General features: G+C 67.0%; 20 protein-coding genes. 12 read left to right on the forward strand and 8 right to left on the reverse strand.

The features are described 5' to 3' along the window. Nucleotides 1-27: 27 nt before the first annotated feature. On the forward strand, nucleotides 28-366 hold the full coding sequence (locus ACIQF4_RS01720; protein WP_400514006.1) for a 4a-hydroxytetrahydrobiopterin dehydratase: 339 nt from the start codon (nucleotides 28-30) through the stop codon (nucleotides 364-366). Nucleotides 367-530: 164 nt separating this feature from the next. On the opposite strand, the gene ACIQF4_RS01725 is transcribed toward ACIQF4_RS01720, so the two are convergent. The 3 genes from ACIQF4_RS01725 to ACIQF4_RS01735 are packed head-to-tail and all read right to left on the reverse strand — an operon-like array spanning nucleotide 531 to nucleotide 1,809. Further along, complete coding sequence (locus ACIQF4_RS01725) at nucleotides 531-833, reverse strand: hypothetical protein (RefSeq protein ID WP_350001850.1); 303 nt, start codon at nucleotides 831-833, stop codon at nucleotides 531-533. A 37-nt stretch (nucleotides 834-870) separates the two neighbouring features. Further along, nucleotides 871-1,095, reverse strand: a complete 225-nt coding sequence (locus tag ACIQF4_RS01730; protein WP_104185044.1) for a DUF3107 domain-containing protein — start codon at nucleotides 1,093-1,095, stop codon at nucleotides 871-873. 48 nt (nucleotides 1,096-1,143) lie between these two features. Beyond that, nucleotides 1,144-1,809, reverse strand: a complete 666-nt coding sequence (locus tag ACIQF4_RS01735) for a TetR/AcrR family transcriptional regulator (RefSeq protein WP_231456289.1) — start codon at nucleotides 1,807-1,809, stop codon at nucleotides 1,144-1,146. Nucleotides 1,810-1,892: 83 nt separating this feature from the next. On the opposite strand from ACIQF4_RS01735, the gene moeB reads away from it, so the two are divergent. Further along, the gene (gene moeB / locus ACIQF4_RS01740; protein ID WP_400514008.1) at nucleotides 1,893-3,092 is read left to right on the forward strand and encodes a molybdopterin-synthase adenylyltransferase MoeB; all 1,200 of its coding nucleotides are present in this window, start codon (nucleotides 1,893-1,895) and stop codon (nucleotides 3,090-3,092) included. Nucleotides 3,093-3,339: 247 nt separating this feature from the next. On the opposite strand, the gene ACIQF4_RS01745 is transcribed toward moeB, so the two are convergent. Further along, nucleotides 3,340-4,656 (reverse strand): glutamyl-tRNA reductase, encoded by a 1,317-nt coding sequence (locus ACIQF4_RS01745; RefSeq protein ID WP_400514010.1) that lies wholly within the window; start codon nucleotides 4,654-4,656, stop codon nucleotides 3,340-3,342. Nucleotides 4,657-4,814: 158 nt separating this feature from the next. Here ACIQF4_RS01745 and hemE point away from each other — a divergent pair, with 158 nt between their 5' ends. From hemE to hemL, 10 genes are all read left to right on the forward strand, one after another. Beyond that, entirely contained in the window at nucleotides 4,815-5,909 is a 1,095-nt protein-coding gene (hemE, locus tag ACIQF4_RS01750) for a uroporphyrinogen decarboxylase (protein ID WP_400514012.1), read from the forward strand. Nucleotides 5,910-5,913: 4 nt separating this feature from the next. Next, nucleotides 5,914-7,374, forward strand: coding sequence for a protoporphyrinogen oxidase (gene hemG, locus ACIQF4_RS01755; RefSeq protein ID WP_400514014.1), 1,461 nt, complete (start codon nucleotides 5,914-5,916; stop codon nucleotides 7,372-7,374). Between the two features lie 92 nt (nucleotides 7,375-7,466). Further along, on the forward strand, nucleotides 7,467-8,240 hold the full coding sequence (locus tag ACIQF4_RS01760) for a hypothetical protein (RefSeq protein ID WP_400514016.1): 774 nt from the start codon (nucleotides 7,467-7,469) through the stop codon (nucleotides 8,238-8,240). Between the two features lie 111 nt (nucleotides 8,241-8,351). After that, entirely contained in the window at nucleotides 8,352-9,053 is a 702-nt protein-coding gene (gene hemQ / locus ACIQF4_RS01765; RefSeq protein ID WP_188811698.1) for a hydrogen peroxide-dependent heme synthase, read from the forward strand. Next, the gene (locus ACIQF4_RS01770; RefSeq protein ID WP_400514018.1) at nucleotides 9,050-10,327 is read left to right on the forward strand and encodes a ferrochelatase; all 1,278 of its coding nucleotides are present in this window, start codon (nucleotides 9,050-9,052) and stop codon (nucleotides 10,325-10,327) included. The genes hemQ and ACIQF4_RS01770 overlap by 4 nt, the downstream gene beginning before the upstream one ends. Beyond that, complete coding sequence (gene hemC / locus ACIQF4_RS01775; protein ID WP_400514020.1) at nucleotides 10,324-11,322, forward strand: hydroxymethylbilane synthase; 999 nt, start codon at nucleotides 10,324-10,326, stop codon at nucleotides 11,320-11,322. Before ACIQF4_RS01770 ends, hemC begins: the two co-directional genes overlap by 4 nt. 70 nt (nucleotides 11,323-11,392) lie before the next feature. Then, nucleotides 11,393-12,277: a uroporphyrinogen-III synthase gene (locus ACIQF4_RS01780; protein WP_400514022.1), complete on the forward strand. Its 885-nt coding sequence runs from the start codon at nucleotides 11,393-11,395 to the stop codon at nucleotides 12,275-12,277. A gap of 62 nt (nucleotides 12,278-12,339) precedes the next feature. Further along, on the forward strand, nucleotides 12,340-13,323 hold the full coding sequence (hemB, locus tag ACIQF4_RS01785; RefSeq protein ID WP_350001840.1) for a porphobilinogen synthase: 984 nt from the start codon (nucleotides 12,340-12,342) through the stop codon (nucleotides 13,321-13,323). Further along, nucleotides 13,320-14,435, forward strand: a complete 1,116-nt coding sequence (locus tag ACIQF4_RS01790) for an LLM class flavin-dependent oxidoreductase (RefSeq protein ID WP_350001839.1) — start codon at nucleotides 13,320-13,322, stop codon at nucleotides 14,433-14,435. The genes hemB and ACIQF4_RS01790 overlap by 4 nt, the downstream gene beginning before the upstream one ends. A 17-nt stretch (nucleotides 14,436-14,452) precedes the next feature. Beyond that, a complete protein-coding gene (gene hemL / locus ACIQF4_RS01795) occupies nucleotides 14,453-15,784 on the forward strand; it encodes a glutamate-1-semialdehyde 2,1-aminomutase (protein WP_400514025.1) in 1,332 nt (443 codons plus the stop codon). A gap of 174 nt (nucleotides 15,785-15,958) precedes the next feature. On the opposite strand, the gene ACIQF4_RS01800 is transcribed toward hemL, so the two are convergent. The 4 genes from ACIQF4_RS01800 to ACIQF4_RS01815 all read right to left on the reverse strand — a co-directional run bounded on the left by ACIQF4_RS01800 (nucleotide 15,959) and on the right by ACIQF4_RS01815 (nucleotide 19,445). Next, nucleotides 15,959-16,696, reverse strand: coding sequence for an amino acid ABC transporter ATP-binding protein (locus tag ACIQF4_RS01800; protein ID WP_350001836.1), 738 nt, complete (start codon nucleotides 16,694-16,696; stop codon nucleotides 15,959-15,961). Next, nucleotides 16,693-17,457 carry an amino acid ABC transporter permease gene (locus ACIQF4_RS01805; RefSeq protein ID WP_102974951.1) on the reverse strand — a complete coding sequence of 255 codons (765 nt, stop codon included), beginning with the start codon at nucleotides 17,455-17,457 and terminating at the stop codon, nucleotides 16,693-16,695. Before ACIQF4_RS01805 ends, ACIQF4_RS01800 begins: the two co-directional genes overlap by 4 nt. 16 nt (nucleotides 17,458-17,473) lie before the next feature. After that, nucleotides 17,474-18,409 (reverse strand): ABC transporter substrate-binding protein, encoded by a 936-nt coding sequence (locus ACIQF4_RS01810; RefSeq protein ID WP_400514351.1) that lies wholly within the window; start codon nucleotides 18,407-18,409, stop codon nucleotides 17,474-17,476. A gap of 325 nt (nucleotides 18,410-18,734) precedes the next feature. Continuing rightward, complete coding sequence (locus ACIQF4_RS01815) at nucleotides 18,735-19,445, reverse strand: 3'-5' exonuclease (RefSeq protein WP_400514028.1); 711 nt, start codon at nucleotides 19,443-19,445, stop codon at nucleotides 18,735-18,737. Nucleotides 19,446-19,449 lie beyond the last annotated feature (4 nt).

Below are 19,449 nucleotides of genomic sequence, written 5' to 3' on the forward strand. Positions count from 1 at the left end.
GCCGGCGCCCTGATCCCAGGAGCAGCAGTGGCCGGCAAAGACGCACTTTCCCCGGAACGTATCAACGAAGCCCTCGCCGGGCTGCCTGACTGGCGCGCCGGGGATGGCGGGCTGGTCACCGTCTTCAAGATGCCGACGGCGGCTGCCGCACTCGAGCTGATTGCCGACGTCGGACGCCTGGCCGAGGAGCAGAACCACCATCCGGACCTGGACTGGCGCTACAACCGCGTCTTCATCCGCTACACGTCCCACGACGCCGGGGGACAGGTGACCGCGCGGGACCTCGCGGCAGCCGCGGGAGCAAGTGAGGCTGCGGCAGCGGCCGGGGCCGTAGCCGAGCCGGCGAAGTACGTGCAGGGGCATTAGGCGCCTGCACAGCGCCAAGCGTCCCCACCGTGTGGCAGGCGGGGCACCAGGCGGCCGCGTTCACCAGAGACTGTTTCCTTTAAACGGCCGTGGCCGCCACCCCGAGGGGCTGCGGCCACGGCCGTTTAGCGTGTGCTGCGCCCGTCCACGTTCCTGGCCGGGCCTCAGGCCCGCAGGATCGCCGTCAGACGTTCCGTATCCTGCCGGGCACGGGAGCGGCCAAGGTAGATGGCGGCCGCTGTTGCGGCCGCGGCTCCGAGCACGATCGGCAGCACCCAGGGGATCCAGGTGAGTCCCGGCAGGTATCCGAATCCGGCGGCCATCAGGATGATCCACGCCAGGGCCGCCACGGCCACGGAAGCCCCGGCGGGCACACCGGCCCCATACTTGGCATGCCGCTTGTCGTTAGCCCAGACAATAAAGCCTGCGGCTGCGGCTGCCAGTACAACGATGGTCAGCGAAAGCATGGTCCTCCTTGGACTGCGGGCGGTTCTTCGGCAGGTCCTAGAACTGGCCGAACCCTACGCGCCGCGCTTCTTCGGCCCCGATTTCCACGTAGCCCAGGGCGTTTCCGGGAACAATGATCAGGCGTCCCTTGTCATCCTTCAGGCGGAGCTCACTGCCCTTGGTGATGGCATCCTCCACAATCTTGGCTACCGAATCCGCATCCTCGTTTGATTCCAGTACGATTTCGCGGCCGATATTCTGAACGCCGATCTTAATTTCCACAGGGGCCTCCCAGCCATTCACGTTCGTTGCTTATGTCTTATTTGTAGTCTAGGACTCTTTGGGGAAGCGAGAGATTCCGCGCCAAGCTAAACGGTAGATGAGGTCGCTGGCGACATCGAGGTCCAGGTTGCCGTCCGTTTCAAGCCAGTAACGGGCACTGACCTGCGCCATTCCAGCGAGTCCCCGGCCCAGGAGTTGCGCCTCAAGATGGGGGAGCTTGGTGTCCTCGGCGATGACGCGGGCGATGGCGTCGGCAAACGTCCTGTTGAAGGTTTCCAGCCGTGCGCTGACGTCAGGGTCATTGATCAGGTCCGACTCGAACACCAGCCGGTGGGCCTGGTCGTCGTTGGCTATGAACTGGAAATACGCCCGCATGACGGCCTGGACGCGCTCGTCATTGTCCGTGGTGGAGTTCAGCGCCCCCAGCATGAGGTCGGTCAGGGACGCGAGGTGGCTTTCGAGCAGGGCGAGGTACAGTTCCCGTTTTGAGGGAAAGTGCTGGTAGAGCACCGGTTTGCTGACGTGCGCCGTCTCGGCGATCTCGTCCATGGCTGCACCGTGGTAACCGTTGGCCACGAAGACTTCCTGGGCTGCCATGAGCAGCTGGGCGCGGCGTTCGTCCCGTGGAAGCCTGGCTGACCGTTGGCCTGCAGGACGCGAGGGCGTTTGCGGTTCGACGGCCGGCGGGCGGTTAGCCCGAGCTTCATGGACCACGGTTGTCCTTCTTTCGTTGCAGTTACCTCCACTTTACTGCGGGGTAATATGACCGGGCGGTATCCCGGGGCATACATTGAAGTATGGCCTCGACGTTCAATGCAAATGTTTCAACTGTGTCCTTGGATCCGCTGGTGGAACCGGCAGCCGACCTCACCGCCGCAGAGGTGGAGCGCTATTCGCGGCATCTGATCATTCCCGAGATCGGCGCCATCGGGCAGCGGCGGCTCAAGAACGCAAGAGTGCTGGTTATCGGGGCCGGCGGGTTGGGATCGCCTGCGCTGCTGTACCTCGCCGCCGCCGGGGTGGGGACGCTGGGAATCATTGACGACGACGACGTTGACCTCAGCAACCTGCAGCGCCAGGTCATCCACGGGGTGAAGGACGTTGGCCGGCCCAAGATCGAGTCGGCCCGCGACGCCATCGCCGACCTGAACCCCTTGGTGGACGTCCGGCTGCATAATGTCCGGCTGGATGCCTCGAACGCACTGGAACTGTTCGCGGGCTACGACCTCATCCTCGACGGCGCCGACAACTTCGCTACCCGCTACCTGGTTAATGACGCTGCAGCCATCCTGGGCAAGCCGTACGTCTGGGGTTCCATCTTCCGTTTTGACGGCCAGGTCAGCGTGTTCTGGGAAAAGCACGGGCCCACGTACCGGGACCTCTACCCTGAGGCACCCCCCGCCGGCTCTGTGCCGTCCTGCGGCGAGGGCGGCGTGTTCGGCATGCTGTGCGCGGCCGTGGGGTCGCTGATGGTGACCGAAGCGGTCAAGCTGATCACCGGCGTCGGACGTTCCCTGCTGGGCCGGGTGGCGCTGTACGACGCCCTCGGCGGAAGCTGGCGGGAGATCCGGGTGTCCAAGGACCCGGCGGCGGAGCCGATCACGGAACTGGTGGACTACGAGGCCTTCTGTGGCATTACCCCGGCGGCCCCGTCGGACACGGAACATACCGTCACAGCCACGCAGCTCGCCACCATGCTCGCCTCACGGAAGGCAGGCCTCAAGGACTTCGACCTGGTGGACGTGCGGGAACCGGGTGAGTACGACATTGTCCGCATCGACGGCGCCGTGCTGATCCCGCAGGGCCGGATCCTGGCGGGGGAGGCCTGGCCGGAGATTCCCCAGGACCGGGATGTGGTGTTCCTTTGCAAAGCGGGTACACGGTCCGCCAACGTCCTGGCCGCGGCCAGGAAAGCGGGCTACCAGCGGGTCAGCCATCTCGACGGCGGCATTCTCGCCTGGGTGCGTGAGGTGGAACCCAACAAACCCGTCTACTAGGACGCTCTATCACTTGATGTGGGTTGAACTGAAACGCTCTATCACTTGATGTGGGTTGAACTGAAACGCTCTATCACTTGATGTGGGTTGAACTGAAACGCTCTATCACTTGATGTGGCTTGGACCGAAACGCTCTATCACTTTCCTGCGGGAGGTGAGCGAGCGTTGGCGAAAACGGCGCATTAATGGAGAGAGCGTGGGCCAAAAGGGCACAGGAAGTGCGAGAGCGTTGGCGGGGGAGGGCGGATCAGGCGGTTTCGAGGCCGCGGTGGTCCACCGGGCATTCGGCCTGGGGGGCCGCAGCCGCCGGCTGCTCCACGGTGATGCCGTAGAGGGCCTCCAGGGCTGCCACGTAGTCGTCCTGCTGGCCATTTGCGGCGAGCTCGCGGGCGCGCACCGTGGGCACATGGAGGAGCTGCTTGACCATGCGGCGAAGCGCAAACTCCACTTCCTCGGCAGCGGCCGTGCAGCCGTGCCGGGCCCGGACCTTTTCCATTTCCGCGTCCAGGACGCTCATGGTGTGCCGGCGCAGGGCAACGATAGCGGAATCCACGGACCTGACCTCGCGCTCGTGCTCGAAGGCCTTCGCGGCCCCGCTCACAATGCCGCTGGCCTGGGCCAGCGATTCGGCCTGCTCCTGGGGAGCGGCGAGGCGCACCGACTCCAGGGTGAGGAGCTCAACGCCATCAAGTTCGCCAACTCCGGGGTCGAAGTCATGGGTAAGCGCAAGGTCGATGGCAATCAGCGGCTGTGGAGAGTTCGCGCGGACATCAGCCAGTTCAGCGGCTTCCACCCTGGTGTCGGAACCGCTGCAGCCGATCATGACGTCAGCCGCAGCAACGGCCGGGCGAAGGGAGTCGGCGTCAAGCGCGGTGCCGCCACGGGTGGCCACGAAACCTTCGGCGCGGCCGGAAGAGGAAAAGACCGATATGTCCGTGCAGCCGCGTTCGCGCAGGAGCGCCATGGTGGCCCCGGCGTAGGCTCCCGTGCCGAACACCACGACTTTCTTGCTGGACCAGTCCGGATTCTCGGACAGGTCGGTTGCCAGGTCCAGGGCGACGGAAACAATGGACAGGCCCCGGGAGCCGAGGGCCGTTTGCGCGCCGACATCCTTGGCAGTCTTTGAGGCCGCCTGGAACAGTCGGACCAGGCCGGCGCTTGCCGTGCCTTCATGCTGGGCGGTGATCAGTGCCCGCCGGACCTGCCCGGCGATTTCACGTTCTCCGACGACGGCGGAGTCCAGGCCTGCGCTGACGGCAAAGAGGTGCTGGCTGACTTCCGGACCGGTGCGGGTACTGAAGGAGCGTGAGACGAGGGGTTCGCTCAGTCCACTGACGTCACTGATCTGGGCCACCAGGGCGGCGCGGGCAGCCTCCACATCATCCGGATGGGGTGCCTCGCCATAGATCTCGTAGCGGTTGCAGGTGGCAAGGACAATGGCACCCGTCACTGCCGGCGATCCGGAGAGGGCGGATGTGGCGATCCCAGAGGAACCGTTGCTCAACTGAGCAACGGTCTCAAGATCGATGTCGGCGTGTGTAGCCACCAATGAAAAAAGAACCACAGCAGGACAATCATAGCTTTTTCGTTACTCGGTAGAACAACTCCGGACGTGGACTGGTGCAGGCGGAGGCTGTGATTCCTGCCACGGCGCGGCCAAAGCACCTTCGGGTGACACTTTGTCGTTATCTTTTGCAGCCGATTTTCGGCACAATCAAAGGCATGACTTCCAGCCCCGCCATGTCCCCTGCCGGCGCCCTCGCCGCAGACCACCCGCTGCTGGACGGCCGCACCGCAGATTCCCCGCTGATCACGGCATACCGCGGAGGCAAACCGTCCCGGCGCCCTGTCTGGTTCATGCGGCAGGCCGGACGCTCGCTGCCTGAGTACCTCAAGGTCCGCGAAGGCGTTGCGATGCTGGACTCCTGCCTGCGTCCGGAGCTGGCTTCAGAGATTACGCTCCAGCCCGTCCGCCGCCACGACGTTGACGCGGGCATCTTCTTCTCGGACATCGTCATTCCCCTGAAGCTTGCCGGAGTCGGCGTGGACATCGTGCCTGGCGTGGGACCGGTCCTTGACACTCCGGTCCGCACGGCCGCAGACGTGGCAGCGCTGCCGCAGCTGACATGGGAATCACTGGAACCGATCCGTGAAGCGGTCCGCCTCACCGTGGCCGAGCTGGGCAGCACCCCGCTGATTGGCTTCGCCGGCGCACCGTTCACGCTGGCGGCCTACATGGTGGAGGGGAGGCCGTCCCGTGACCACCTGGGCCCCCGCACCATGATGCACGCAGACCCCGAAACCTGGAACGCCCTGGCCAACTGGGCCGCCGACGCCTCCGGCATGTTCCTGCAGGCACAGCTCGAGGCCGGCGCTTCCGCAGCCCAGCTGTTCGACTCCTGGGCCGGTTCCCTGGGCCTGGCGGACTACACCAGGTATGTGGCGCCGGCCTCGGCACGCGCCCTGGACCACGTGCGGCACCTCGGCGCTCCGCTGATCCACTTCGGCACGGGCACGTCAGAACTCCTGGTGGCCATGCGCGACGTTGGAGTGGATGTGGTGGGCGTGGACTACCGCCTTCCGCTCGATGAGGCAAACCGCCGGCTGGGCGGCACGGTGCCGCTGCAGGGGAACATCGATCCCGCGCTCCTGCCGGCTCCCTGGGAAATCCTTGAAGCGCACGTCCGCGAGGTCATAGCCGCCGGCGCCGCAGCCCCCGGGCACGTGGTCAACCTGGGGCACGGCGTTCCGCCGGAGACGGATCCTTCCGTCCTCACCCGGGTAGTCGAACTCATCCACTCCATCTCCCCGGAGTAACCCCATGGGCAGCATGCCGGCTCAGCCCCGGACCGCGCTGGTGCTGGGCGGCGGTATTTCCGGGCTGCTCTCCGCCCGGGAGCTGGCTTCCGCCGGCTACCAGGTCACAGTCCTGGAAGCCGGACCGGAATGGGGCGGCTGCGTAGGCAGCCACACCGTTGCCGGCCTGACCCTGGACAGCGGCGCGGAGTCCTTCGCCACCCGGTCCGACGCTGTTGCGCGGCTGGCCGGGGAGCTTGGCCTCGCAGGCAGCATCGTCCCGCCGCGCCCGGGGGGAGCATGGGTCGAGCTTCCGGACGGCCCGCGCGAACTGCCCAAGACGGGCGTCCTGGGCATTCCGGCCAACCCGTGGGACCCGGAAGTCAGGAGGTCGTTGGGCGTCCTGGGAACCCTCCGGGCCGCCCTGGACAGGTTCCTCCCGGCCTCAGTGGGGACGGCGGAAGATGTCATCAGCGTCTCCGCCCTGGTAAAAGCACGCATGGGAAACAGGGTCCTGGAACGCCTGGTGGCCCCGGTGGTGGGCGGTGTTCACTCCGCGGATCCAGGGCTGCTCGACGTGGACATGGTGGCTCCGGGGCTCCGCGCCGGCATCAGGCGGCACGGCTCCCTTGCCGCTGCAGTTTCCGCCCAGCGCCGCGCCGGCGCCGCGTCACAAAGGCACAACGGCCGCGGGCCGGAACCTGCCGCTCCGGCCAAGGCAGGCTCTGCCGTTGCCGGCCTTGAGCGCGGGATGCACACGCTGGTCACCGCTTTGGTGGGCGAGCTCCGCAGCCGCGGGGTGACGCTCCTTTCCGCGACGCCCGCCTCCGCGGTGGCCCGGACGGCTGAAGGGTGGCGGGTTAGCTCGCCGGGAGCAACGTTCGACGCCGGCCTGCTGGTGGTAGGAGTTGACGGTCCGGCCGCCGTCGGACTTTTGGAAGCCGCAGTGCCCGCCCTGGCAGGGCGACGGCCTCCCGCAGGACCCGACGTCAAACTGGTCACGCTCGTTCTCGACAAGCCCGAACTGGACAGCCGTCCCCGCGGCACGGGCGTGCTGGTGGCGCCCCAGACCCCCGGCATTGAAGCGAAAGCCCTGACCCATGCCACCGGCAAATGGCATTGGCTGGCCGAAGCGGCCGGCCCCGGCCGTCACGTTATCCGGCTCTCCTACGGCCGGGTGGACGGGGCCGGCGAACAGCCCGGCGGTCCTGGCACCGACGCCGAACTGCTCGCCGCTTCCCTGCGCGATGCACAGGCCCTGCTGGGCGTGGCCATCGAAGCCGGGGACGTGGTGGACTGGGACGTGGTCCGGTGGCGCGGATCGCTGCCCTTCGCCGCTGTGGGACACCGCGCCCGCGTGGCGGACATCCGGAAGGCCTGTGCCGCGGCGGGGAGCCTGGCCGTCGTCGGCGGCTGGGTGGCGGGCAACGGTCTGGCCGCTGTGGTCTCCGACACGATCGAACAGATCCACAGCCTGGTCCGCTGAACTTCGCTGCTGGTCAGGAGCGCGTAGCTGCCAGGGCCTCCTGCCAGGGCACTAAGTCGCTGATCTGCCCAACTTTTATGTCGCCAGCCGCCGTGGCTAGGGGGGCAGGCAGGGAACCGAGCGCGGAGCCGCGCAAGGACACAACGTACGACGGCGGCAGGCCTGCCAGGCAGGCAGCTGCCCCTTCTCCAGTCCCTTCCACCCTGTCCGTTCCAATTCCCCTCCTTCCGGCGGTCACAGCCTCGCTGGCTCCCTCGGCCACGGCATCCCCGTCGGCGGTACCGTCGACGCCCCTCCCGCTGCCGTCAGATGTACCGGACATACCGTCGGCAACGCTTCCTGCAACAGCCGTGCCGGTTCCGTCCCTGTCCTCGCCGGGGACGCTGACAGGGAGCCCGGCTCCTTCCGCGACCGCCGGGCCGACCGCGGCCGGCACTCCCACCGGCGCGCCCGTGCCGCCGATGGAACACGGGACGCGGGCAGAGCAGCCTGCGGCTGGCCTGCCTGGCACCGAACACCGAAGTGCTGAGCAGCCACCGACCGCACACCCGGTCCCCGCGCACCCGGCCTCCGCCCAGCCAGGCATTCCCGGGGACGGCGTGCCGCCGCCTGCGGCGGGCTTGGAGGCCGGGGCCGGCACGCCCGGAGCTCCGGGGGCAGCCGAAGCAGTACAGCCGGAGCAGGCCAGGGAAACGGGCGGACGCACTCCGCAGGCCGCAGGGACACTGCCGGGCAGCAGGCAGCGTGTGGGCTCCTACATCAGCACGCAGCCGGAGCTGCAGGCAGCCATGATCGGGCTCGGCCTGGGACTGGTGGGCCTGGCCGCCGGTGCGGGCGTGATCTACCTTCGGTTGCGGAAGCCCTAGGGGAAGCCGGGAACTGCCCGGCCCTCCCGCCGATGTGACGTTGCGCACTTCTACGGCTTGTAGAAGTTGTTGGTTTCGACTTGACGGGTAGGAGGGGGCAAACTTGTAACCATGAGCCACACTTCTGCCGAATCTGTCACTAAAACCGAAGAATCAGCCGAGCAGTTTTTCACCCTCTGGACGGTATTCAAGCGCTCCGAAACCCTGATCCGCAGCGCCGACGCAGCCGCTGACTTCGAGGCCCTCCTGGAACGGCTGGCCCAGGCCGGCGTGACGCACCGCGGCAGCTACGACGTCTCCGCCATGCGGGCCGATGCGGACGTCATGGTGTGGCTCCACGGTCCCAAGCCGGAAGCGCTGCAGCAGGCCATCCGCGACATCCGCCGCAGTACCCTCTTTGCCGGCACGGAAATTGTCTGGTCCGCCATGGGCGTGCACCGCGAGGCCGAGTTCGCCAAGAACCACACGCCCGCATACTCCCGTGGGGTAGCGCCGGCGGAATGGCTGTGCGTCTACCCGTTCGTCCGCTCCTACGAGTGGTACATCCTGCCCGAGGAAGAGCGGGGCGCGATGCTTCGCGAACACGGCCTCCTGGGCCGGGAGTTCCCGCAGGTCATCTCCAACACCGTCTCCTCGTTCGCCCTCGGTGACTGGGAATGGATCCTGGGCCTTGAGGCCCCCGAACTGGTGGACCTGGTGGACCTGATGCGCCACCTGCGCGCCACCGAAGCACGCAACCACGTCCGGGAGGAAGTCCCGTTCTACACCGGACGCCGGATTTCCCCGGCAGAAGTAGCGGAGGTGCTCGCATGAGCCAGCTTGACCCCACAACCGCCGGCGGCGCCGTCGTCGTCAACCCTGTCACCGAGGCCGGGCGGATGGCACCCAAGAATTACGACGCCGTCCTCCTCGCCTCCTTCGGCGGGCCGGAAGGCCAGGAGGACGTCATCCCGTTCCTCCGCAACGTGACCCGCGGCCGCGGCATCCCGGATGAACGGCTGGAAGAGGTCTCGCACCACTACCGCGCCAACGGCGGCATCAGCCCCATCAACCAGCAGAACCGCGAGCTCAAGGCTGCCCTGGAGGCCGAACTCGCTGCCCGCGGCATCGAGCTGCCGGTCCTGTGGGGCAACCGCAACTGGGCCCCGTACATCCCGCAGACCCTGCAGGACGCGTACGACGCTGGCCACCGCCGCCTCCTGATGATCACCACGAGTGCCTACTCCTGTTACTCCAGCTGCCGCCAGTACCGCGAGGACATCGGGATGGCACTGACCGAAACCGGCCTGGACGGCCGGCTCGAAGTGGACAAGGTGCGCCAGTACTTCGACCACCCCGGGTTCGTGGAGCCGTTCGTTGAGGGCACCGCCGCCGGCCTCGCCGAGGTCCGGGAACGGCTCGCAGCGGCAGGCGCCCCGGACGCGCCGGTCCAGATCCTGTTTGCCACCCACTCCATCCCCACCCGGGACGCGGAGGCCGCCGGCCGCTCGGAGGGCGAACCCCGCGAATTCGCGGAAGGCTCCGCCTACGTTGCCCAGCACCTGGCCACGGCTGCCGCCGTCATCCGGCGCGTGGAAGAGGAATCGGGCCTGACGGCGCCCTGGTCCCTGGTGTACCAGTCCCGGTCCGGCGCTCCGCACGTGCCCTGGCTGGAGCCGGACATCAACGACGCCATCGAGGAACTGGCCGGCCAGGGTGTCAAGGGAATTGTCATCGTCCCGCTTGGATTCGTCAGCGACCACATGGAAGTTGTCTGGGACCTGGACACCGAAGCCCTGGAAACCTGCGCCAACCTGGGGCTTACCGCCACGCGCGTCCCCACACCCGGCACACACCGGAAGTTCGTCAACGGCATGGTGGACCTGATTTCAGAGCGGACGGCTGCCAACAACATCAGTGACCGTCCGGCGCTGACGGACCTCGGCCCCTGGTATGACGTCTGCCGGCCGGGCTGCTGCCAGAACTTCCGCGGCGAAAAGCCCACCATTGCCGGTGCGGACACCACCGTGGGTACCGGGCACGACTCCTACCCCGGCGAGGCCGGCGCCAGCCAGCCAGCCGCTTCCGGGGGAGCGCCGAAGCAGTGACGGTCCGGATCGGCACCCGCGCCAGCAAGCTGGCGCTCACGCAGACGCAGCAGACCGCAGACCAGCTGGCCGCCGTCGGAGGGTTTCCGGTGGAGCTGGTCCACATCCGGACCGACGGCGATGTGTTGACGGGCTCGCTCTCCCAGATGGGCGGCACCGGCGTCTTTGTCGCCGCCCTGCGGGATGCGCTGCTGCGCAACGAGTGCGACGTCGCCATCCATTCACTCAAGGACCTGCCCACGGGCGCGGCCGTAGGGCTGAGCCTGGCGGCAACTCCGCGGCGGGTGGATGTCCGCGATGTCCTGTGCGCCCGGGACGGGCTGAAACTGGCCGACCTCCCCGCGGGCGCACGGGTGGGCACCGGCTCTCCGCGGCGCGCCGCCCAGCTCCGCGCCGCACGGCCGGACCTGGAGATCATCGATATCCGCGGCAACGTGGACACCCGCCTTGGCCGGGTCCCCGGGCTGCCGGGCAACGCCACAACTGAAGTGGTTCCCGGCAAGTCCTGCGACCTGGATGCCGTGGTACTGGCAGCCGCAGGCCTGGAACGCATCAGCAGGCTGGACACCGTCAGCGAGTTCCTCGAAACGGACGTTATGCTTCCCGCCGCCGGGCAGGGGTCGTTGGCCATCGAGTGCCGCACGGCCGACGCCCCCGCCCGGCCCGGCTTTGCCGAAGGGTCCAAAGACGTCCTGGCCCAGGCCCTCAGCGCACTTGACGATCCCGACACCCGGCTCGCGGTCACGGCCGAGCGGGCCCTGCTGGCCCGGCTTGAGGCCGGCTGCGCGGCACCGGTTGGCGCCTACGCCTTCCGCAAGGGCAGCCTGCTGCACCTGGAGGCCGTGGTGTGCGCGGTGGACGGCACGGCTTCTGTCCGGGACAAGCGGGCCACCGACGGCCTCACCGAGGTGGGCGCCACGCTGCTGGGCATCGAACTGGCCGAAGTCCTGCTCGCCGCCGGCGCCGCGGACATCGCGGACCTGCAGGCTTCCTGATTCCGGCCATGCGGTTGCCTGTCCAGTGCGTCTGTCAGGTCCGGCCGGTCCGGCCGGGACGCGGGTAAGCATGCAGGACAAGGGTTTGCCGGAGCGGCCACTGTCCGGGGCGCGGGTACTGATCACGCGCAGTCCGGAGCGGTCGCTGGCGCTCGTGGACGCGCTGCAGGCGGCCGGTGCCAGTGCACTCCTGCTGCCCTTGATCGACTTCGAGCGTGCGCCGGACCAGCACTCCCTCGATGTTGCCTGCGATGCGCTGGGTGCGGGGGCCTTCGACTGGCTGGTGGTCAGCAGTGCCACCACAGTCCATGTGCTCACGGCCAAGGCCGCTGAACGGGGCCTGTCACCGGCCCAGTGGATCCCGCCTGCTACCCGGATAGCCGCGGTGGGGGCGGCGACGCGCAGGCTCCTGGAAGACCAGGGGCTTGAGGTCGCACTCATGCCGGAGGAGGACCAGTCCGCAGCAGGCCTGCTCGCTGTGTGGCCGGGAGGGGACGGCAAGGTCCTGCTGCCTCAGGCCGACATAGCATCGCCCCGCCTGGCGGGGGGCCTGTCAGCCGCCGGAAGCAAGGTGACCGCAGTGACCGCCTACCGCACCGTTGATTACCCCGCAGCAGCCGAACGCAGGCTGGCCATCCCGGGGGTAAGCCGGGGAGCGGACCGGCAGCCGCCGTCGTACGCCCTGCTCACACCGGAAAACGCCGCAGCTGAGCTGGCGGCCGGACGCCTCGACGCCGTCATCGCCGCTTCCCCCAGCGCCGCCCGGCGCATCCACGAACTTTCCCCGTTGCGCGGGTGCCGCTTCGTGGCCATCGGGCGTTCGACGGCGGACCAGGCCGACGCGCTTGGCTTACCAGTCGCTGCCATTGCAGCGGAGCCTTCACCCAACGGGCTGGTTGCCGCCGTCGTTGCAGCACTCCGCATAACCGAGGATGCCGGCGGAGAACCACCCTGACGCGGGGGACGCCCGCCAGCGGGCATCCATATACCACCCATACCAACGTTAAGGACAGGACCATGACTTTTCCCAGCCACCGCCCCCGCCGCCTGCGCACCACCCCCGCCATGCGGCGGCTGACGGCGGAAACCCGCCTGGCGCCCGCGGAACTTATCCTTCCGGCCTTCATCCGGGAAGGCCTGGCGGAGCCCAACCCCATCACCTCAATGCCCGGCGTTGTCCAGCACACCACGGAGACTTTGAAGCGTGCCGCAGCGGAAGCGGTGGAGCTCGGGCTGGGCGGCATCATGCTGTTCGGCATCCCGGAGACCCGCGACGCCGAGGGAACGGCGTCCCTTGACCCGGACGGAGTCCTGAACAAAGCAATCAGGGACGTGCGGGCAGAGGTTGGAGACGACCTGGTGGTCATGAGCGACGTATGCCTCGATGAGTTCACGGACCACGGCCACTGCGGCGTGCTCGACAACGACGGGTATGTGGACAACGACCGTACCGTGGAAATCTACGCCCGGATGGCCGTGGCCCAGGCAGACGCCGGCGCCCATATGCTGGGCCCCTCCGGCATGATGGACGGCCAAATTGCCGCCATCCGTGGCGCCCTGGACGGGGCGGGCCACACGGCGACATCCGTGATCGCGTATTCCGCCAAGTACGCCTCCGCTTTTTACGGTCCCTTCCGCGAAGCAGTCGATTCCCAGTTGAAGGGCGACCGGCGGACCTACCAGATGGACGCCGGCAATCGTACCGAGGCCCTTCGCGAGGTTGAACTGGACCTCGCCGAGGGCGCTGACATCGTGATGGTCAAACCTGCCATGAGCTACCTGGACATCGTGGCCGATGTTGCCGCCATGAGCCCGGTCCCGGTGGCGGCGTACCAGATCTCCGGCGAGTACGCGATGATCGAGGCTGCTGCCGCCAACGGCTGGATCGACAGGCGGGCCGCGATCACCGAGTCCGTGCTGGGCATCCGCCGCGCCGGCGCCCACATGGTCCTGACCTACTGGGCCGCCGAGCTGGCCGGCTGGCTGAAGGAGTCCCGATGACCGCCTCCCCGGCTCCCAGGTCCGTGTCCGTGTCCGTTCCCGAGAGTCCCACCGCCCCTGTTGCACCGGACCGGATACTTCTGGGCCTCAACACGTTTGGCGATGTCGGCGAGAATCGGGACGGAAGCCAGCAGCCGCATGCCCGGGTGCTGCGCCAGCTGCTGGAAGAGGCCCAACTGGCGGACGCCGTCGGACTTCATGCCTTTGGCGTGGGGGAGCACCACCGCAGGGATTACGCGGTGTCCGCACCGGAAGTCTTCCTCGCCGCCGCTGCCGCCCGCACCACCCGCATCAGGTTGGGCTCCGCTGTCACCGTCCTGAGTTCCGATGATCCCATCCGGGTGTTCCAGCGGTTCTCCACCGTGGACGCCATTTCCAACGGCCGCGCTGAAGTCATGCTGGGCCGTGGTTCCTTCATCGAATCGTTTCCGCTGTTCGGGCTCGACCTGGCCGACTACGAGGTCCTGTTCGAGGAAAAACTCGAGCTCTTCGACAAAGTCCGGACACAGAAGCCCGTGCACTGGGAGGGCCGTACCAGGCCGGCAGTTGCCGGGTTGAGCGTGTACCCGCCGCTGGAGCGCCACCTGCTGCCTACCTGGATCGGGGTGGGCGGCACGCCCGAATCCGTGCTGAGGTGCGCGCAGTACGGCTATCCCATCATCTTCGCCATCATCGGCGGGCAGCCCCGCGCCTTCCGCCCCCTCGTGGACCTGTACAGGGAAGCGATGGCGAAGTACGGCCACCCCATGCAGCAGGTGGCCACCCATTCACCCGGACATGTGGCGGACACCGACGAGCAGGCCCGTGAGGAGCTTTTCCCGCACTGGCTGAAGCTGCGGAACAAGCTTGGCGCCGAGCGGGGCTGGGGACCTGCGGGAAGGGGCGAGTTCGACGCCCTGTGCGCGCCCGAGGGTGCCTTGTACGTCGGCTCACCCGAGACCGTGGCCCGGAAGATCGTCCTGCTGAAGCAGAACCTGGGCGTAGACCGCTTCGACTTCAAATACAGTAACGGCCCGCTGCCGCACTCCGCCATGATGCGCTCCATTGAGCTGATGGGGACGGCAGTGGCGCCCCGCGTGGCTGAACTGCTGGCCGATTCACCGGCCCGCTAACTGAGAGAATAGGAACCATGACTTCCAGCAATCCTCGCAACGAGGAACTTTTCGACCGCGCCCGCCAGCTCATGCCGGGCGGGGTCAACTCCCCGGTCCGCGCCTTCGGGTCCGTGGGCGGTACGCCGCGCTTCATGGTCTCCGCCAAGGGGCCGTACCTGACGGACGCCGACGGCAAGGAATACGTGGACCTGGTGTGCTCCTGGGGTCCGGCGCTGCTGGGCCACGCACACCCCGCTGTGCTGGACGCCGTGCACGCGGCCGTGGACCGCGGCCTGTCCTTCGGTGCCTCCACCCCGGATGAGGCGAACCTTGCCGAGATCGTCAAGGAACGCGTTCCCGCCGTCGAACGCCTCCGGATGGTATCCACCGGCACCGAGGCCACCATGACCGCCGTCCGCCTGGCGCGCGGCTTCACGGGGCGCAACCTCATCATCAAGTTCGCCGGCTGCTACCACGGCCATCTGGACGGTCTCCTCGCGGCCGCAGGTTCCGGCGTCGCCACCCTTGCCCTGCCCGGGTCCGCCGGGGTCACGGAAGCCACCGCCGCCGAGACGCTGGTGCTGCCGTACAACGACCTCACCGCCGTCAAGGAAGCCTTCGCCACCCACGGGCAGAACATCGCGGCCGTGATCACCGAAGCAGCCCCGGCCAACATGGGCGTGGTGACCCCGGGGGAGGGCTTCAACCTCGGCCTGTCCCGCATCACCCGTGAATACGGGGCCCTGCTCATCGTCGACGAAGTGCTCACCGGTTTCCGCACAGGCTACTCCGGCTACTGGGGGCTTACCGGCGGAGCGCCGGACGCCGCCGAGCCGTGGACTCCGGACCTGCTCACCTTCGGCAAGGTCATCGGCGGAGGAATGCCGACGGCGGCCCTCGGCGGACGTGCCGACGTCATGGACTACCTCGCGCCGACGGGGCCCGTGTACCAGGCCGGAACGCTCTCCGGAAACCCGGTGGCGATGGCGGCCGGCGTGGCCACCCTGACCCATGCCACCCGCGACGTCTACTCTTTTATCGATGTCCGGTCGCTGGAACTTTCGTCGGCACTGTCCACCGCCCTGGACGCCGCAGGCGTGGACCACTCCATCCAGTTCGCCGGCAACCTCTTCTCCGTGGCGTTTGGCACCTCGGCCCACGGCGTCCACAACTACGCTGACGCCCAGGCCCAGGAAAGCTTCCGCTACGCGCCGTTCTTCCACTCGATGCTGGAGTCAGGGGTGTACCTGCCGCCCTCGGTCTTCGAGGCCTGGTTCCTCTCCGCCGCGCACGATGACGCCGCCATGAACCGGATCTTCGACGCACTGCCGGCCGCGGCAAAGGCCGCCGCCGCGGCGCAGGGGTAGGGACCCAGGCGAGTCCCGCCGTCGTCCCTTTTGCTCCCGCGAGATGGCACTTGACGGCAATTCCGGCGCCTGAAACTGCCGCAAGATGCCATCTCGGCGTAAAACCAGAAATCCCCGGCTGCGGGCTGCAGCCGGGGATTTCTTTCTGTGCTTTTGGTGCTTGAGCTTTTGGAGCTAGAGGACGTCCGAGAGGAAGCCCCTCAGCCGGTCCGTCCGAGGCTCGGTGAAGATCTGCTCGGGCGGCCCGGATTCCACCACGACGCCGGCATCCATGAAGGTCACGGTGTCCGACACGTTGCGGGAGAATCCCATCTCATGGGTCACCACCACCATGGTCATCCCGCCCTTAGCCAGGTCCGTCATCAGCGCCAGGACGCCTTTGACGAGCTCCGGGTCAAGGGCGGACGTTGCCTCATCGAAAAACATGACCTCGGGCTTCATGGCCAGTGCCCGGGCAATGGCCACGCGCTGCTGCTGTCCGCCGGACAGGTTGGCCGGGCGGGAGTCAGCCTTGTGCTTCAGCCCCACCAGGTCCAGCTGTTCCAGGGCTTCGGCACGTGCCTGCTCCTTGGACAGCTTCCGCAGCTTCCGCAGCGCCAGGGACACATTGTCCACCACCGTTTTGTGCGGGAACAGGTTGAACTGCTGGAACACCATGCCAATCCGCTGCCGGAGCTCGTCGGGATTATCCTTCAGCACCGAGCGGCCGTCCAGGAGGATATCGCCCTGGTCGGGTTCAATCAGCCGGTTCATGACCCGCAGGAGCGTGGACTTGCCGGATCCCGACGGGCCGATCACGGAGGCCGTGGTGCCCTTCTCCACATGCAGGTCAATGCCGCGGAGAACATGGTTGTGGCCGAAGGAAAGGTGCAGGTTCTTGCCGGTCAGGGTGCCGGAAGCGAATTCCGTCATGCCTGTGCCCCCTTGCCGATAGGCGCGGCCAGCTCATCCGGTTCCTTCTTTTCGGGCTTGCCGGTGCGCAGGCGGTTGTCGATGAAGTTCACGAAATGCGTCAGCGGGACGGTCAGGATCAGGTAGAGCACGCCAGCGGCGACGAGCGGAGAGAGGTTTCCGGTATTGGCCATGGCGTCATTTCCGATCCGGAAGATTTCCCGGTCGGAAGCGGCGAGTCCAAGCATAAACACGAGCGACGAGTCCTTCAGCAGCGAGATGAACTGGTTCACCAGTGCGGGCAAGACCCGCCGGATGCCCTGCGGCACCACCACCAGGCGCATGGAACTGCCATAGCTGAAACCCAGCGCCCGGGATGCCTCAAGCTGCCCCTTCTCCACGCTCTGGATACCCGACCGGAATATTTCACCGATGTAGGCAGCCGCGATCAGGGTCAGGGCCAGGATGCCCAGTGGGTAGGGGTTCCGGGACCCGGTAATTTCCCGGGCGATGGGGCTGAGCCCGATACCGATCACGAGGATTACCAGGATGGCGGGGAGGCCCCGGAAGATGTCGGTGTAAATCCGAGCCACCCACCGGGCTCCCGCGTTCCGGGAGATTCCCATCATGGCCAGGGCCAGCCCCAGCACGGAGCCCAGGATCCCTGACGCTACCGCCAGTATCAGCGTGTTGGGCAGGCCCACCATGAGCAGGGCAGGAATGACCTTGGCCATTTCCTCCCAGTTGAAGAAAGTGTCAGCCAGTTGGTCCAGGAGATCCATATACGTCCCGGCTCAATCAGCTCTGCGGAACCGTGGCGGCCTTGCTGCCCGGCTTCCAGTCGGCCGGCATTTCGCGGTCCGGGTACCACTCCTTGGTCAGCTTGGACCAGGTTCCATCGGCGATTACAGCGTCCAGGCCGGAGTTCAGCGCATCGATCAGCGGCTGGTTGTCCTTGGCCACGGCGTAGGCAGTGAAGTTCTGCGTGTTGACGACGGATTCGGCGATGACGGTGCCGTCGCCTTCCTTGACCTGGCCGGTGGCCTGCTGGGACGGCGCAACCCAGGCGTCCACCTGGCCGTTGCGCACGTTGGCGTACACGGTGGCGTAGTCCGGGAAGCGGATCGGCTCAAGGTTGAGGGTGTTGGTGACGTAATCGTCCTGGACGGTGCCCTGGACCACGCCGATGCGGAGGTTGCCGGTGAGGTCGGCGAACCCCTTGACGTCGCTGTCGGTCTTGGCAACCACGGCCATGAATCCAAAGTCGTAGCCGTTGGTGAAGCCTACGTTCTGGCGGCGGGCATCCGTGGTGGAGATGGAGGAGGACCCGACGTCGAACTGCTTCGTCTGGACCTGGGAGAGGAGTGCCGAGAAATCGGTGGCAACGAACTCGACCTCAAGGCCGAGTTTGCCGGCGATGGCGCGCAGCAGTTCGTTGTCGTAGCCCGTGAACTTGCCGGAGGGGTCGATGAAGATGTTCGGCGGGGCGTCGGAGAGCGTGCCCACCTCAAGCTTGCCCTCTGTGTTGAGGCCCAGCGTGGCCGTGTCAATCTGGTCGACCGGAGTGACGTCGGCGGTGGTGTACTTGTCCAGCGTTTGCTGGTCGCTGCCGGCGAGGGCATCCGTGGGTGTCCCTGAGGGCTCGGCGGACCCTGAGCCGCAGGCGGCGAGGGAGACAGCCAGGGCAAGTGCCACGGGCGCCGTGGTGAGCCACTTCATCGCTTTGATTTTCATCAGGTTGTCGCTTTCATCTGAGTCATTAGTCAACCGGGCCGCGAGGCTGCGCTGGTGGCGCCTGGCACCTGCCCGGCGCTGTTCACGCACGGCTAGGCAGGGGTGACCGCAAAACTTTATTCTCTCACCTGGCCCTTTTCCCTGATGAACCGAACTAAGGAAGGGCAAAGCCCGCCAGAATCGAAGGTTCTTCCCTTGTGGCGGCATCATCCACTTCGATCGAACGGGCTAGGCCGGGAGCTGCCGAATGGTAGCAGTGGAAGTACGGCCCGGTATGTGAAGCCCTGTTACTGTGACTTGCCTCGCACCCTTGCCGCGGCAGGTTTCAGAAGCCGCCGAGGCTCGCGTCCTGCGGGGGAAGTACGGGCCAGTCACCCTCGATGACCGCAGCCGGCTTGGTTTTCCGGAGGTACCCCTGGAAGTCTGCAGCCTGGCTGATGGCCCAGTCCACCTGCAACTGGTGAAGCTGGCTCGCGGGCATCATCAGCTTGGGAAATTTCCCGGCCATGGCGTCCAGGACCCTCAGCGTGGCCAGGGCATCGGCCGCGGAGGTGTGGGCATTGTCCAGGGCCACACCGTACTCTTCACACAGCGCGGTCAGGGTGCGTTTGCCTTTCCGGTAGCGGTCCACCTGCTTGTTCATGATGTAGGGATCCAGGACCGGGAAGCGGCTCAGCTGGGGCACGCCATAGCGTGCGGATTCCGCGGCCAGGACGGTGAAGTCGTAGCTCGCGTTGAAGGCGATGACAGGGACGTTTGTATCGAAAAGTTCCTGCAGGACTGAGGCAAGCTCCTGCGTGACTTCGTGTGCCGGCCTGCCCTCCCGCCGCGCCTTTTCCGTGGTGACCCCGTGCACGTCGCTGGCCTCCGTGGGAATCTCCACCCCGGGATCGGCCAGCCACTCATGTTCCGTGATGACGTCGCCGTTGTGGTCCACCACCGTTACCGAAGCCGTGACGATACGTGCAGCCCGCGAGTTGCGGCCCGTGGTTTCGAGGTCGAACGCTGCGCGGGGGAGGGTGTTCCAGGTGCTCATATGT

It is taken from the genome of Pseudarthrobacter sp. NPDC092202 (genome assembly GCF_044755505.1).
Lineage (GTDB): Bacteria > Actinomycetota > Actinomycetes > Actinomycetales > Micrococcaceae > Arthrobacter.

Coding starts and splice junctions, on each gene's coding strand:
- ACIQF4_RS01815 (WP_400514028.1), bottom strand. CDS start 19,445: ATGAGCACCTGGAACACCCTCCCCCGCGCAGCGTTCGACCTCGAAACC.
- ACIQF4_RS01780 (WP_400514022.1), top strand. CDS start 11,393: ATGCAGGACAAGGGTTTGCCGGAGCGGCCACTGTCCGGGGCGCGGGTA.
- ACIQF4_RS01800 (WP_350001836.1), bottom strand. CDS start 16,696: ATGACGGAATTCGCTTCCGGCACCCTGACCGGCAAGAACCTGCACCTT.
- ACIQF4_RS01810 (WP_400514351.1), bottom strand. CDS start 18,409: ATGAAAATCAAAGCGATGAAGTGGCTCACCACGGCGCCCGTGGCACTT.
- ACIQF4_RS01790 (WP_350001839.1), top strand. CDS start 13,320: ATGACCGCCTCCCCGGCTCCCAGGTCCGTGTCCGTGTCCGTTCCCGAG.
- ACIQF4_RS01805 (WP_102974951.1), bottom strand. CDS start 17,457: ATGGATCTCCTGGACCAACTGGCTGACACTTTCTTCAACTGGGAGGAA.
- moeB (WP_400514008.1), top strand. CDS start 1,893: ATGGCCTCGACGTTCAATGCAAATGTTTCAACTGTGTCCTTGGATCCG.
- hemB (WP_350001840.1), top strand. CDS start 12,340: ATGACTTTTCCCAGCCACCGCCCCCGCCGCCTGCGCACCACCCCCGCC.
- ACIQF4_RS01725 (WP_350001850.1), bottom strand. CDS start 833: ATGCTTTCGCTGACCATCGTTGTACTGGCAGCCGCAGCCGCAGGCTTT.
- hemQ (WP_188811698.1), top strand. CDS start 8,352: ATGAGCCACACTTCTGCCGAATCTGTCACTAAAACCGAAGAATCAGCC.
- hemE (WP_400514012.1), top strand. CDS start 4,815: ATGACTTCCAGCCCCGCCATGTCCCCTGCCGGCGCCCTCGCCGCAGAC.
- hemG (WP_400514014.1), top strand. CDS start 5,914: ATGGGCAGCATGCCGGCTCAGCCCCGGACCGCGCTGGTGCTGGGCGGC.
- ACIQF4_RS01770 (WP_400514018.1), top strand. CDS start 9,050: ATGAGCCAGCTTGACCCCACAACCGCCGGCGGCGCCGTCGTCGTCAAC.
- hemL (WP_400514025.1), top strand. CDS start 14,453: ATGACTTCCAGCAATCCTCGCAACGAGGAACTTTTCGACCGCGCCCGC.